Below are 14,821 nucleotides of genomic sequence, written 5' to 3' on the forward strand. Positions count from 1 at the left end.
GGGTCATGCTCGACGGTTTCCTGGCGCTGTATGTCTTCATGCTCGCGGCCTTTACGGGCTACGAGATCATCGCGCGGGTGCCGGTGATCCTGCACACGCCGCTGATGTCCGGTTCGAACTTCATTCACGGGATCGTGCTGGTCGGCGCCATGATCGCGCTGGGGCACGCGCAGACGCCACTGGAAATCGGTATCGGTTTCGTCGGCGTGCTGCTGGGCGCCGGCAACGCGGCTGGCGGCTACGTGGTCACCGAGCGGATGCTGGAGATGTTCAAGTCCAGCCGCCCCGGCGGCGGGGAGCCCCGCTGATGGCCTGGCTGCCGTGGGTGATCAAGGGCTGCTACTTCCTCGCCGCGTTGCTGTTCATCCTGGGCCTGAAGCGCATGAGTTCCCCGCGCAGCGCGCGCGGCGGCATCGTGTGGGCCGGCGTGGGCATGGCGCTGGCGGTGGTGGCGACTTTCGCGCTGCCGGGGCTGGCCAACCGCGGACTGATCCTGGCCGCGTTGCTGCTGGGCACACTGGCTGCGTGGTGGTCCGGACGCCGCGTGGCGATGACCGCCATGCCGCAGATGGTCGCGCTGTACAACGGCATGGGCGGCGGCGCGGCGGCGGCGATCGGCGCGGCCGAGCTGGTCGCCTTCTCGGGTGCGGCGGTCACCCTGCTCGACGGTGGCCGCTTCACCGCGGACGGGGAGGCGCCCGGCACCGTGCAGCTCGCGCTGGCGGTGCTGGGTGCGTTGATCGGTGCGGTGAGCTTTTCCGGTTCGTTGGTCGCCTTCGCCAAGTTGCAGGGGTGGCTGGACCGGCGTTTCGTGTTTCCGGGGCAACGCGCGTTCAACCTGCTGTTGCTGGTGCTTGCCATCGCGCTGGGCGCGGTACTGGTCACCGGCACGCTGGCGCCGTGGGCTATCGCGGGATTCTTCGCGCTGGCACTGCTGTTCGGCCTGATGATGACGTTGCCGATCGGCGGTGCCGACATGCCGGTGGTGATCTCGCTGTACAACGCGTTCACCGGGTTGGCGGTGGCGTTCGAGGGTTTCGTGCTGGGCAACGAGGCGATGATCATCGCCGGTACCGTGGTCGGCGCTGCCGGCACGCTGCTCACCCAGCTGATGGCCCGTGCGATGAACCGTTCGCTGGGCAACGTGCTGTTCGGCAGTTTCGGCGCCACCACGGGCGCGGCGCAGGCGATCGGCGGCGCGCAGAAGCCGATCGAGGCGAGCGACGCGGCCGTGATGATGGCGTACGCCGAGCGCGTGGTGATCGTGCCCGGCTACGGCATGGCCGTGGCGCAGGCACAGCACAAGGTGTGGGAGTTCGCGCGGCAGCTGATCGAGCGCGGCGTCAAGGTGAAGTTCGCCATTCATCCGGTGGCCGGGCGCATGCCGGGGCACATGAACGTGCTGCTCGCCGAGGCCGGCGTGCCGTACGACCTGATCGCGGACATGGACGAGATCAACGCCGAATTCCCAAGCACCGACGTGGCGCTGGTGATCGGCGCCAACGACGTGGTCAACCCGCTCGCCAAGACCGACCCGGCCTCGCCGATCTATGGCATGCCGATCCTGGACGTGGCGGCGGCGCGGAACGTCATCGTGGTCAAGCGCGGCAAGGGCACCGGTTTCGCCGGCATCGAGAACGCGTTGTTCTACGCCGACAACGCGCGCATGCTCTACGGCGACGGGCAGGCGGTGGCGGCAGAGCTGGTGGCGGCGCTCAAGGCGCTGGACGCGTAGCGGCGTAGCGTGGGTGTCGGTACACGAGGGCTCGTTCGGGAAGCGGCGCGCTGAAGCCCGCCCTAGGAAGCCTTTCGCGGCTGGCGACTGGCGATCCAGCCGGCCAGCAGCGCGCCGGCCAGGGTGAACGCGATACCGGTCGGCCGTACCGCCAGTTCGGCCAGCGACAGCAGCATCGTCAGGCCGGCGCCGCGCAACGCGTCGAGCAGGCCGATGTCCATGGAGCCGGCGATGCGCGCGGCGGCAGTCAGCACGTCCACGTAGGCGGCAGCCAGTACGGTCGCGCCCGCGGCCAGCACAGCTGCCACGCGCCCGGCCGGTCGCACCCAACTGCGGATGGCCAGCGCCAGCAGGGCGCCGACCAGCGGCGCAAGCGCGGGCAGCGGGCGTTGCAGCGCCATCGTCGGAAGCATCCAGACCGCGCCGGCAGCGAGGCCCAGCATGGCTGCGCTGAAGGCGGCGAACAGCAGCGGGATCAGGCGCACGGGCACAGCCCACGCGGTGGCGGAAGGTCGAACGGCATGCGGCTCCCGGATCGTCGAAACAAACGCACATGATAACCCGCACAAGCGTCCAGCCCGGCTGCGCGCGCGTGTGCATTGCTTGAGATCGGCCGCCCCGGCCTGATCTTGATCAGCGGGATACGCCGCGGGCGCGGCATAATAGGTCGCTTCCGCCGCGTCCCCGCGCGGCCTTGAGTATCGGCAGGATCGGCATGAGTGGTTTCAGTCTGAGCAGCGAACCCTTCACCCTGGAACGCGACTGCGTGGCCGTGATGGTCCCGCAGGGCGAGAGCGTGACGCTGCCGGCCGGCCAGATCGGTTACATCACCCAGGCCCTGGGCGGCAGCTTCACCGTGTACGTGGAAGGCAACCTGTTCCGCATCGCCGGCCACGACGCCGACGCGCTGGGCAAGGAGCCGCCGCCGCCGATCGAGCTGGCCGCCGATGCGAGCGACCAGGACGTGGAGAAGCTGGTCTGGCAGCAGCTGCGCACGGTGTTCGACCCGGAGATCCCGATCAACGTGGTGGAACTGGGGCTGGTCTATGACGTGTCGATCGAAGCGGGCGACAACGCCACGCGCAAGGTCTACGTAAAGATGACACTGACCGCGCCCGGTTGCGGCATGGGCGATATCTTGGTCGACGACGTGCGCACGAAACTGGAGCTGATCCCGACGGTCGGCGAGGCGGATGTCGACCTGGTGTTCGATCCGCCGTGGAATCATTCGATGATGTCCGATGCGGCCAAGCTTGAGACCGGCATGCTCTAGCGAGGTCTTCGAATCGGCTTCCAAAGCCCGGCCCGGCCGGGCTTTTTTTGTGCGTGGGCCACGCGGGCCGGCCCGTCTGTAACCGCGCTGTGACGCGGTTTTCGCAAGGTCCTAACAGCGGCCATCACAGTTCAAACCCCTAGGAAAAATTCACCCTTGTTGCACCGTAATTTCCTGCTTATTGTCGACGAATCCGTTGGCGGGGAGGTTGACGGATGGTCCTGCAGCGACGTCGGGGGGGTTCCTGACTCGCCCTCGCATGATGAGCCCGCGTACTGCCCTCTCATGGAAGGAAGGGGGAGAAGCAGCGCGCATCGGGATGCAGCAGGGACCGTTGGCAATAAGCACGTGGTGCCGTGCCTGACACGGCCAATTCACGCATGGGGTCCGAAGTGACCGCATCAGGTTCGCTCGCCCCGAATTTCTCTTTTATGGAGTACCTGAAATGCCAAGTAATGTCCGTCTGAAGCTCCTGGTTGCCGCCATCGGCATGGCGTGTGCCTCCACCGCGATGGCAGCAAACAGCGAGCACGTGAACGTGCAAAACCTCGGTGCGGTGCCGGCCGGCAGCCTCGCGACGCGCCTGAACCTCGGCGCGAACATGTCGTTGACCGCGCGCAGCACCGCCCACCTGCCCAACGGCAAGCAGGTCGTGCGCCAGCAGCAGATGTACCGCGGCGTGCCGGTATACGGCCGCAGCGTTGCGGTGGAACAGGACGCGCACGGGAACGTGCTGCACGCCTCCGGCAACGTGATGAAGCTGCCGGCGAACCTTGCCGCGCCGCTGTCGGTCACCCCGAAGCTGAGCGGGGCCCAGGCCATCGCCAAGCTGCAGGCCCACGCGCACACCACGCTGGCCGGCGGCGCGTCCATCTACAACAAGAAGGCCGACCTGTTCGTCTATCCGCAAGAAAATGGCTCGCCGCGCCTGGTCTACCTCACCTCCTACGTCGTCGGTGGCCAGCATCCGAGCCGTCCGACCGCGATCGTCGATGCGCACACCGGCGCGGTGATCCAGAGCTGGGATGGCCTGACCGACGCCACGGCCAACGGTCCCGGTGGCAACCAGAAGACCGGCGAGTACTACTACGGCACCGACTACCCGGCGCTGCAGGTCACCCAGTCCGGCAGCACCTGCACCCTGCAGAACACCAACGTCATCACCTACAACCTCAACCACGGCACCAGCGGCGGCACCCTGGTCAGCTTCACCTGCCCGACCAGCAACACCGACCCGATCAACGGCGCCTACTCGCCGGTCAACGACGCCCACCACTTCGGCGGCGTGGTCCACGACATGTACGTTGCGTACAACGGAGCGCCCCCGCTCAACATGCAGCTGCGCATGAACGTGCACTACAAGAGCAACTACGAGAACGCGTTCTGGGACGGCACCGCGATGTACTTCGGCGATGGCGCCAGCACCTTCTATCCGCTGGTTTCGCTGGACGTGACCAGCCACGAGATCAGCCACGGCTATACCGAGCAGAACTCCGGCCTGCAGTACAGCGGGCAGTCGGGCGGCATGAACGAAGCCTATTCGGACATCGCCGGCGAAGCGGCCGAATTCTATGATCGCGGCCAGGCCGACTTCCTGGTCGGCGCCGACATCATGAAGAGCGGCACCGCGCTGCGCTTCATGTGCAACCCCCCGCAGGATGGCGGCTCGATCGACAACGCGGCCGACTACACCAGCGGCCTGGACGTGCATTATTCGTCCGGCGTCTATAACAAGGCGTTCTGCCTGCTCGCAAAGACGTCCGGCTGGGACGTGAAGAAGGCCTTCCAGTCGTTCGCGCTGGCCAACAAGTCGTACTGGACCGCGACCTCCAACTTCAACGACGGCGCCTGCGGCGTGGAGTCGGCCGCGACCGCCCTCGGCTATAGCTCGACCGATGTGGCGGCGGCCTTTACCCAGGTGGGTGTCACCTGCCCGACCGGTGGCGGTGGCGGCGGTGGCAGCACCGTCGAACTGCAGAACGGCGTGGCCGTGACCGGCGTGTCCGGTTCGGCTGGCCAGGATCACGACTACCTGATCAAGGTGCCCGCGGGCGCTTCCAATCTGGTGATGTCGATCTCCGGCGGCAGCGGCGATGCGGACCTGTACACCAAGTTCGGCTCGGCGCCGACGCTCAGCAGCTACGACTGCCGTCCGTACAAGACCGGCAACAGCGAGAGCTGCTCGGTCTCCTCGCCGCAGACGGGCACCTACTACATCAAGGTGCACGGCTACTCCTCGTACTCCAGCGTGACGGTGAAGGCGTCCTACAGCACCAGCGGTGGCAGCGGCGGCGGCACTACCTCGGTCAGCCTGCCGACCGTGAGCACCGGCAACTGGTCGGCCACCTACACCGAGACGGTGCAGGCCGGTCACACGGCGAAGTTCGCCATCTCCGGCGGCACCGGTGACGCAGACCTGTACGTGCGGGCCGGCGCCGAGCCGACCACCACCAGCTACAGCTGCCGTCCGTACCTCACCGGCAACAACGAGAGCTGCAGCTTCACCCCGTCGACGACCACCACCTATTACATCAAAGTGCGTGCGTACCAGACGTTCTCGGGCGTGACGCTGACCGAAACGCTCAACTGAGGTCGGTCCTGGGGTCCGCGTCTGGCAATCGACGCGGGCTTCCCGGGTCCAGTAAAACCCCGGCTTCGGCCGGGGTTTTTTTATGCCCGCAGCCTGAAAACGCGGGATCGCCAGGTACCACGCCTGCTCGCTGCTGGTACCGGCGTTTTCTGGCGTCATCGCCGTGAAGGTGGTTCGCCCAACGCGGCTTGCGCTGCCAGGGCCGATTCGGATGCGCACCGACCCTGCATTGCCCCCAAGCGAACTCGACGGCCGGTGATACGACCGGAGCGGTGCATTTGCAAACCGCCTCATTTATTTGCGAATAAATGAAAAGTAAATCGAAAGATAATGCGCATTGAAAATGCGTGTAGGTAATGGATTTCGGTTATTTTTCCTATTGACCGCGTATTTTCAAAAGCTCTAGTTTTCTTCGGTCCGATCGCCACGGCTGGCGACCGGCATTCCGGACTGACGCCTGCGACGACAGCAGGCGCACCTTCAGAACCGCAGCGCGACGCTTCCAGGGAAAAGGGGAGGAGCGTCCGTTCGAGGGGACGGGATCGCTGCAAGCAATCAGGCGCCGCACACGTGCGGCATATGCGCATGGGGTCCGGCGACCGCATCGGTGTCGCTCGGCCCGAAAAAACAAACAGGAGTTGGACATGGCAACAGATGTACGCATCAAGCTGCTGGCCGCTGCGCTGGGCATGGCCGTCGCCGGCTCGGCGGCCGCCGTTACCACCCATCCGGCGATGGTGTCGCTCGGGCACGCCCCGGCGCTGCACAAGGGCGAAACCCTCATTGGGCCGCTCTCTTCCACGCAGCCGCTGCATGTCGAGGTGGCACTGAAACTGCGCAACCAGACACAGCTGCACAGCTTCATCGCGAGCGCGCATTCGTCCAGTCGGCTGGTCGCGCAGCGCACGATGTCAGCCCAGCAGTTCCGCGCCAACCACGCGCCGACGCAGGGCCAGGCCGACGCCGTCGCCGCCTACCTGCGCCAGGCCGGCTTCACCAACGTCAGGATCGCGCCGAATCGCCTGCTGGTCTCCGCCGACGGCACTGCCGACGTAGCTTCGGCGGCCTTCGGCACCCAGTTCGCCAAGGTGCGCGACAAGCATGGCCGCGCCGCCTTCATGAACACCAGCGAGCCCCGCGTGCCAGCATCGATCGCCGACAGCGTGCTGTCGGTGCTCGGCCTGCAGAACGTGCACTACGCGCACACGGTGGCGCACTACCAGCCCAACGGGCTGACGCCGCAGGCAATCACCGGCCACAACCCGACCGAGTTCGCCTCGATCTACGGTGGCGCCGGCGCGCCGACCGGCGCCGGGGTGACGGTCGGCATCATCACCCAGGGCAAGATCACCCAGACCATCACCGACCTCAATACCTTCACCTCGAACAACGGCCTGCCGACCGTCACCACGCAGACGATCAACACCAACGGCACCAGTTCCGACACCAGCGGCGTGGGCGAGTGGAACCTGGACAGCCAGGACATCGTCGGCATGGCCGGTGGCCAGGTCGGCAAGCTCGTTTTCTACAACATCCCGACGCTGTCCAACGCGAACCTCACCGCCGACATCAACAAGGCGGTCTCGGACAACACGGCCAAGGTCATCAACGTCTCGCTGGGCGAGTGTGAAACCGACGCCCAGGGCGACGGCTCCGCGGCCGCCCAGGACCAGGCCTTCGAGCAGGCGGTCGCGCAGGGCCAGACCTTCTCGATCTCGACCGGCGACAGCGGCGCCGACGAGTGCGGCAACGGCGGCACCACGCCGAGTTGGCCGGCGGCCTCGCAGTACGTGATCGCCGTGGCGGGCACCAAGCTCGATGCCTCCACCACGAGCTGGAACGGCGAGACCGTGTGGAACGAGCTGGCCGCCAACGAAGGCGCCACCGGCGGCAGCGAGAGCACCTTCGAGCCCAAGCCGAGCTGGCAGACGCTGTGGTCGGGCAGCCACCGCGGCGTAGCCGACGTCGCCTTCGACGGCGATCCGGAATCCGGTTCCAAGGTGATCGTCAACGGTTCGATCCAGCAGATCGGCGGCACCAGCCTGGCCGCGCCGCTGTTCGCCGGCTTCTGGTCGCGCGTGCTGGCGGCCAAGGGCACCGGCGTGGGCTTTGCCGGCCCGCTGGTGTACCAGCTGCCGGCCTCGGACTTCCATGACGTCATCTCGGGCAACAACGACGGCGAGACGGCCGGCGCGGGCTACGACCTGGCCAGCGGCCGCGGCAGCATCATCATGGCCAGCGCCATCAACGACATCGGTGGTGGCGGTGGCGGCACCAACAACCCGCCGGTCGCCAACTTCGGCGACATGGTCAGCGGCCTGGCCGTCAGCTTCACCGACAGCTCCACCGACAGCGACGGTTCGATCGCCTCGCGCTCGTGGAACTTCGGCGACGGCACCAGTTCCACGGCCACCAACCCCAGCCATACCTATGCGGCTGCGGGCACCTACAACGTCACCCTGACCGTGACCGACAATGACGGCGCCACCGACAGCACCAGCAAATCGGTGACCGTCAGCGGCGGCGGTGGCGGCAGCAGCCAGCTTCTGGGCAACACCGGTTTCGAGACGGGCTCGGCGGCGCCCTGGACGGCTTCGTCCGGCGTGATCGACAGCAGCAGTTCCGAGCCGGCGCACCAGGGTTCCTGGAAGGCCTGGATGGACGGCTACGGCAGCAGCCACACCGATACCGTCTCGCAGCAGGTGAGCATCCCCAGCGGCAAGACCTCGGCCACGCTGCAGTACTACCTGCACATCGACACCGCCGAGACCACCGGCTCGACCGCGTACGACAAGCTGACCGTGCAGGTGCTCAACAGCTCCGGCACCGTGCTGGGCACGTTGGCGACCTTCTCCAACCTCAACAAGGTTTCCGGCTACGCGGTACATACCGCCAGCCTGTCCAAGTACATCGGGCAGACGGTGACGATCCGCTTCCGGGGCGTGGAGGATTCCTCCCTGCAGACCTCGTTCGTGCTGGACGACGTGACCCTGACCGTGCAGTGACGTCAGACGCCGGGGCACGTTCATCCGCTGCCTCGGCATTTTTCGATGGTAATGACACGCCCGGCCAAACGCCGGGCGTTTTTTTGTCGAAAAAATCCGATGCCGTGGCCGCAGAGTTAATGCGCAAGAAATTACGCATATGCACGCGGTATTTACATCGATAAATGCCATGGATTACCTAATCACATTTTGAAAAATTCCTATTGACGGTCCCTTTCCCGGAGCCCATGGTCGGTCCGCTCCGTCGCAGGGAAGTCGACGAGGCGTCCTGTCGTGGCCCCGCCACCGAAGGTGATGACGGCGCCAGCTGCCGGACCGATACGCAACGCGCCTCCGCAGGGAATTCCAGGGGAGAAGGCGCCCGGCCCGACGGCACGCGGGATCGCTGGCCATCAAGAACCGGAACGGTCGCACCAGCGACTCACACGCATGAGGTCCGCACGGGCCGCATCGGGGCCGTGCGTCTTTGAAAATCGAAAGGGAGATTTGCCATGACCCGTGTATTCCGCCTCACCCTGCTGGCTGCCGCGCTTGCCGCGGCCACCGCCACCTCCGTCTGCGCCGCCGACGCCCAGGTCGCCATCGGGCACGCCCCGCGCCTGCACGCGGGCGAGCGCATCGTCGGACCGCTGGCGGCCTTGCAGCCCATGCACATCGAGGTCGCGCTGAAGCTGCGCAACCAGGCGCAATTGCAGAGCTTCATCCAGGCGGCGCGGTCGCCGAGCCTGCTGATCGCACAGCGTGCGATGAGCGCGCAGCAGTTCGTCGCCGACCACTCGCCCACGCAGGACCAGGCCAATGCCGTGGCGACCTACCTGCGCAAGGCCGGCTTCACGAACGTCCGTGTCGCCGCCAACCGGCTGCTGGTCTCAGCCGACGGCACCGCCGACGTGGCCACCGCCGCTTTCGGCACGCCGTTCGCGAAAGTGCGCGACCGGCAAGGCCGCGCGGCCTTCATGAACACCGGCGACGTGCGCATTCCCGCGTCGCTGCGCGGCAGCGTGCTCTCGGTCGTCGGCCTGCAGGACGTCCATCGGCCGCACACGTTGGTGAAGCTGCGCAGCAGCGGACTGAGCCCGCAATCGGTGACCGGCCACAACCCGGTCGACTTCTCGGCGATCTACGGCGGTGCCGGCGTGCAGAGCGCGGCGGGCGTGACGGTGGGAATCATCACCCAGGGCAAGATCACCCAGACCATCACCGACCTCAATACCTTCACCTCGAACAACGGGCTGCCGGCGGTCACCACGCAGACCATCAACACCAATGGCACCAGTTCGGATACCAGCGGCGTGGTCGAGTGGAACCTGGACAGCCAGGACATCGTCGGCGCCGCCGGCGGGCAGGTCGGCAAGATCATCTTCTACAACATTCCCACGCTGTCCAACGCCAACCTCACCGCCGACATCAACAAGATCGTGTCCGACAACCAGGCCAAGATCATCAACGTCTCGCTGGGCGAGTGCGAAACCTATACCCAGCAGGACGGCTCGGCCGCGGCGGACGACCAGGCCTTCCAGCAGGCGATCGCGCAGGGGCAGACCTTCTCGGTGTCCTCGGGTGATTCCGGCGCCGACGAATGCGGCGACGGCGGCACCACGCCCAGCCAGCCGGCCAGCTCGCCCTACGTGGTGGCGGTGGGTGGCACCACGCTCAACACGTCCGGCACCACCTGGAACGGCGAGACGGTATGGAGCGGCACCGGCGGCAGCCCGAGCACCTTCGAGCCGCAGCCGAGCTGGCAGAACGGGGTGGTGCCGGGCAGCACCCGCGGCGTGCCCGACATCGCCTTCGACGGCGATCCGAACAGCGGCGCTGTGATCGTGGTCAACGGCTCCAGCGAGCAGGTCGGCGGGACCAGCCTGTCGGCCCCGATCTTCGCCGGCGTGTGGGCGCGGATGCTGGCGATCAAGGGCACCGGCCTGGGCTTCGCGGCGCCACTGCTCTACCAGTTGCCCGCGTCGGACTTCCACGATGTCACCTCCGGCAACAATGGCGGCGAGAGCGCGAGCGCAGGCTGGGACTTCACCACCGGCCGCGGCAGCCTGATCATCGCCAACGTCGCCAACGACCTGGGTGGCGGCGGTGGCGGCAACACGCCGCCGGTCGCCGGCTTTGGCGATTCGATCAGCGGGCTGACGGTGAGTTTCACCGACAGCTCCAGCGACAGCGACGGCTCGATCGCCTCGCGCTCGTGGAACTTCGGCGACGGTGGCGGTTCGACGACCACCAACCCGAGCCACACCTATGCGGCAGGCGGGACCTACAACGTCACCCTGACAGTGACCGACAACGATGGCGCCAGCGACAGCGTCACGCACGCCGTAACGGTCAGCGGCGGCGGTGGCGGCGGCAGCCAGTTGCTGGGCAATACCGGCTTCGAGACCGGTTCGGCCGCGCCGTGGAACGCCACCAGCGGCGTCATCGACAGCAGCAGCGCGGAGCCGGCCCACCAGGGCTCGTGGAAGGCGTGGCTGGACGGGTACGGCCAGAGCCACACCGACCGCCTCACGCAGCAGGTCAGCATTCCGAGCGGCAAGAGCACGGCCACGCTGCAGTACTACCTGCACATCGACACCGCCGAGGGCGCCTCCACGCGCGCGTACGACAAGCTGAAGGTGCAGGTGCTCAACAGCTCGGGCACCGTGCTCGCCACGCTGGCGACGTTCTCCAACCTCAACGCCGCTTCGGGCTATGTGGCGCATACGGCGAACCTGGCGCCGTACATAGGGCGGACCGTGAAGATCCGCTTCGTGGGGACGGAGGACTATTCGCTGCAGACATCGTTCGTGCTTGATGACGTGACGCTGACGGTGCAGTGACGCAAACGGCGAGGGGCCGCCTGGCGGCGGCCCCTCGTTCCACGTCCGGACGTTCGCTCAGGCCTGCTCGAAACGATTTGCGTCGCGGTTCTTGCGCACCTTGGCCGGATCCCACACGCGGCCGTTCATGGTGATGTAGACGCCATCCGGCAGCGTCTGCACGGCGGCCACGGCGCAGCCGATGTTGAACACCGCATCGGAACCCTGGAATCGCGCCGGGTTCAGCGCGCCCGTCAGCACGATCACCTTGCCCGGGATGGACGCGAGTTCTCGCGCGGTCTCGACCATGGTGTCGGTGCCGTGCGTGACCAGCACGTTCCGGTGCGGCTGCGCCTCGATGGTCGAGCGCACCAGCGCGCGGTCCTCGGCGCCCATGTGCAGGCTGTCCTTGCGCAGGATCGGGATCACGTCGAACGCGAACGCCACGCCGAGCTGGCCGAGGATCTCGCCGATCTGCGGCGCGCCGATCTTGTAGTCCGACTTGTCGTCGAAATAGATCTTGTCGATGGTGCCGCCGGTGGTGACGATGGTCAGGTGCTGCATGGTGGCTTCGAGGGCAGGTGGGGCGGGTAGTTTAGCGGCTCGTGGTGAGGCGGGCGGAAACCCATCACAACAACAACCGCGTATCGGCCAGGTTCGCCGTCGCCAACCGGTCCAGGCCGTGCGCCACGAACCGCCGCAGCGCTGCACCCGGGCGCATGTCGCAGCGTCCGCGGGCAAACGTGGACTGGCGGGCGAGCAGGGCGGCCGCGGCACAGCGGGCCAGCGTGAGCGCCAGCCCGCGGGCCGAGGCTTCCAGGTCTGCACGATCGTTGCGCGACGCCTGCAGTTGCCGCGACGCGGCCTGGAGGGCGGCATGGATCGGCGCCACGGCTTCGGGTTCATGGCAGCCGTCGACCCACCCGGCGATCGCGGTGCGCAGCGCGTCGAGGCCCTCGCCGAGCGCGCGCAGGCTGTCCAGCGCGAGCACGTTGGTGGTGCCTTCCCAGATTGCGTAGACCTGCGCGTCGCGCAACAGTTGCGGCAGGCCGGTGTCCTCGATGTAGCCGGCGCCACCGAAGCACTCCAGCGCCTCGGAGCAGAGCGCTACCGCGACCTTGCCGGTCCAGAGCTTCGCCAGCGGCGTGAGCAGGCGAAGCAGCGCAGTTTCGTGCGGCGCCGCGAGGTCCTGTTCGACGCGACCCAGCAACTGCACGACCTCGAAGGCCAGCACGAACGCGCCCTCGAACTCGGCGCGCATGTCCGCCAGCGTGCGTGCATGCAGGGGCTGCTCGATCAATGGACGGCCGAACGCCTCGCGGTGCGCCGCGTAGTCGCACGCCAGCGCCAGCGCGCGAGCCATGCTCGCGACCGCGCAGACCGCGTTCCAGGTGCGCGTTACGTTGAGCATCGGCGCCACCTGGCGCACGCCCTGGGCCAGTTCGCCCAGTGGCCAGGCGGGCAGGCCATCGAGGTGGATCTCGGCGGTCGGCAGCTCGCGGGTGCCGAGCTTGTCCTTCAGGCGGTCGACGACAAGCTCCGGTTTTCGCGCTGCGCCGTCCATCGTCTCGACGTAGAACAGGGCCAGGGCGGCAGTGCCGTCGCCGGCTCCTTCCGGGCGCGCGAGCGCGAGCGCGGCTTCGCCGACCACCGCCGAGCTGAACCACTTGCGTCCGTGCAGACGCCACTGGCCGGCTTCATCCCGTCGCGCGAGGGTGCCGGTGTGGCCCACGTCGGAGCCGCCGGCGGTCTCGGTCATCCATTGTCCGCTCAGCCAGAAGGTGGCTGGATCGCGGCTCAGGAAATGCGGCAGCGCGCGGTCGATCAGCGCCTGGTTGGCCGAAGCCTTGAGCGCCGCGATGGCGCCGTCGGTCATCGCCAGCGGGCAGGTGTAGAACTCGCTGGCCAGGTGGTAGAGGTAGACGCGCGCGAACTGTTCCAGTCGCGCGTGTTCGTGCGGCTCGTGGCCGGCGGCCAGGATCGCGTGACGAGTGGTCAGGCCGGGGCCTTCCTGCCAGGCCGCGGTCAGCTCGATGCGGTCCACGCGTTGGCCCCAGGCATCCCAGCGCGTGAGCACCGGCGTCCGTGACGTACTGCGGCGGGCCCGCTCCCAGGCGAGCTGGGCGTAATCGCCCAGGGCGTCGAGGTCGGCATCCAGCGCCGGGCGTCGTTGGGCAGGGATCACCCGGTCCAGCAAGGCCAGCAGCGTACGGTCGTTGCGGTAAGGGTGGACCAGCTGCGGCGCGGTCTGCAGGAAATCCATGGCGCGTTCCTGTTTGCAGGATACGCGCGAGTATAGGTGCCGGTTCGTGGGTGGGGCGCGAGGCCCCGCGACGTCGGCGTTACGCGCCTGCGCTCAGGGTGAGCGGTGGCATTCTGCCGAGGTGCGCTGAGCGTACGCGCAGATGGAAGCCGAGCGCTTGCCTCGTCCTCGTTTCAACCGGCAACGTCAGCTCAGCCTTGCGGCTTCCTGCGCTTCACGCCCGCCCCGAGCGCCACGATCAACAGGAGCGTCAGTCCGATCTCCGCGAGCGCCAGCCACTTTTCCGTTGGCGCGCTCCACGCCTCGGCCACGCCGTGGCAGAAATAGAACAGGCCGAGGATGCCCACCCACAGCAGCGCGCGACGCAGGTCCGGCAGCGCGGTGAGCGGCACCAGCAGTGGCACCACCGTGACTCCCAGGACCAGCCAGGTCGGCAGGTGTTCGGGGCGGCCGAGCCAGCCGTGCCACACCAGTTGCAACGCGATCAGCGCGAACCATGCGATTCGGCCGATGCGATAGGGCAGCGCGATCGGCGTGCTCATGCGGACGTCGCCAGCTTGCGTGCGGTTTCGCCCAATCGTCGCCCCAGCGCGCGGGCCAGTTCCCGCTCGTGCTCGCTGATCGCGTTGTCGCCCTTGGCGCCGGCAACATGGCTGGCGCCGTAGGGCGTGCCGCCGCTGCCGGTGGCGGTCAGCGCCGGCTCGGTATAGGGAATGCCCAGCAACAGCATGCCGTGGTGCAACAGCGGCAGGGCCATCGTCAGCAGAGTCGATTCCTGCCCCCCATGCATGGTGCCGGTGGAGGTGAACACCGCCGCGGGCTTGCCAGCGAGCGTACCGCTCGCCCACTCGGCGCCGGTGGTGTCCAGGAAATGCTTGAGCGGCGCGGCCATGTTGCCGAAGCGCGTGGGGCTGCCCAGCGCCAGGCCGGCGCACTCGGCCAGATCCGCGCGGCTGACGTAGGGCGCGCCCTCCTCGGGCACGGGTGGTTGCGCCGTCTCGGTGACTGGCGCGACCGGTGGCACCTGGCGCAGGCGCGCCTCCAGGCCGGCTTCTTCCACGCCGCGGGCGATCAGACGCGCAAGCTGGGCGGTGTGGCCGCTTCGGCTGTAGTAGAGGACCAGGATCGTCAGGCTCATGCGGGCTCGGTTGGGC

The 14,821-nt window shown here is 67.5% G+C and carries 11 protein-coding genes; 6 read left to right on the forward strand and 5 right to left on the reverse strand.

What is annotated here, in order from left to right; all coding sequences use genetic code 11:
- The first annotated feature begins 5 nt into the window (after positions 1–5).
- Positions 6–308 carry an NAD(P) transhydrogenase subunit alpha part 2 gene (locus LQ772_RS03655; protein ID WP_231324107.1) on the forward strand — a complete coding sequence of 101 codons (303 nt, stop codon included), beginning with the start codon at positions 6–8 and terminating at the stop codon, positions 306–308.
- Positions 308–1,735: an NAD(P)(+) transhydrogenase (Re/Si-specific) subunit beta gene (locus LQ772_RS03660; protein WP_231324109.1), complete on the forward strand. Its 1,428-nt coding sequence runs from the start codon at positions 308–310 to the stop codon at positions 1,733–1,735. The genes LQ772_RS03655 and LQ772_RS03660 overlap by 1 nt, the downstream gene beginning before the upstream one ends.
- Before the next feature lie 62 nt (positions 1,736–1,797).
- Here the strand turns inward: LQ772_RS03660 and LQ772_RS03665 are convergent, their stop codons facing one another.
- On the reverse strand, positions 1,798–2,220 hold the full coding sequence (locus tag LQ772_RS03665; protein WP_231324111.1) for a hypothetical protein: 423 nt from the start codon (positions 2,218–2,220) through the stop codon (positions 1,798–1,800).
- 230 nt (positions 2,221–2,450) lie between these two features.
- Between LQ772_RS03665 and sufT the strand changes: the two genes are divergently transcribed.
- The 4 genes from sufT (at position 2,451) to LQ772_RS03685 (ending at position 11,425) form a co-directional block, all read left to right on the forward strand.
- Entirely contained in the window at positions 2,451–3,008 is a 558-nt protein-coding gene (gene sufT / locus LQ772_RS03670; protein WP_231324113.1) for a putative Fe-S cluster assembly protein SufT, read from the forward strand.
- A 445-nt stretch (positions 3,009–3,453) separates the two neighbouring features.
- Entirely contained in the window at positions 3,454–5,598 is a 2,145-nt protein-coding gene (locus LQ772_RS03675) for a M4 family metallopeptidase (RefSeq protein ID WP_231324116.1), read from the forward strand.
- Positions 5,599–6,242: 644 nt separating this feature from the next.
- Complete coding sequence (locus LQ772_RS03680; protein ID WP_231324118.1) at positions 6,243–8,603, forward strand: protease pro-enzyme activation domain-containing protein; 2,361 nt, start codon at positions 6,243–6,245, stop codon at positions 8,601–8,603.
- A gap of 491 nt (positions 8,604–9,094) precedes the next feature.
- On the forward strand, positions 9,095–11,425 hold the full coding sequence (locus LQ772_RS03685; RefSeq protein ID WP_231324120.1) for a protease pro-enzyme activation domain-containing protein: 2,331 nt from the start codon (positions 9,095–9,097) through the stop codon (positions 11,423–11,425).
- A gap of 57 nt (positions 11,426–11,482) precedes the next feature.
- On the opposite strand, the gene LQ772_RS03690 is transcribed toward LQ772_RS03685, so the two are convergent.
- The 4 genes from LQ772_RS03690 to wrbA all read right to left on the reverse strand — a co-directional run bounded on the left by LQ772_RS03690 (position 11,483) and on the right by wrbA (position 14,805).
- Positions 11,483–11,968: an asparaginase domain-containing protein gene (locus LQ772_RS03690; RefSeq protein ID WP_231324122.1), complete on the reverse strand. Its 486-nt coding sequence runs from the start codon at positions 11,966–11,968 to the stop codon at positions 11,483–11,485.
- Positions 11,969–12,032: 64 nt separating this feature from the next.
- Positions 12,033–13,667, reverse strand: coding sequence for an acyl-CoA dehydrogenase family protein (locus tag LQ772_RS03695; RefSeq protein WP_231324124.1), 1,635 nt, complete (start codon positions 13,665–13,667; stop codon positions 12,033–12,035).
- A 191-nt stretch (positions 13,668–13,858) separates the two neighbouring features.
- Positions 13,859–14,209, reverse strand: a complete 351-nt coding sequence (locus LQ772_RS03700; protein ID WP_231324126.1) for a DUF2069 domain-containing protein — start codon at positions 14,207–14,209, stop codon at positions 13,859–13,861.
- Positions 14,206–14,805, reverse strand: coding sequence for an NAD(P)H:quinone oxidoreductase (wrbA, locus tag LQ772_RS03705; protein ID WP_231324128.1), 600 nt, complete (start codon positions 14,803–14,805; stop codon positions 14,206–14,208). Before wrbA ends, LQ772_RS03700 begins: the two co-directional genes overlap by 4 nt.
- Positions 14,806–14,821 lie beyond the last annotated feature (16 nt).

It is taken from the genome of Frateuria edaphi (assembly GCF_021117405.1).
In the GTDB taxonomy this organism is placed as follows: domain Bacteria; phylum Pseudomonadota; class Gammaproteobacteria; order Xanthomonadales; family Rhodanobacteraceae; genus Frateuria_A; species Frateuria_A edaphi.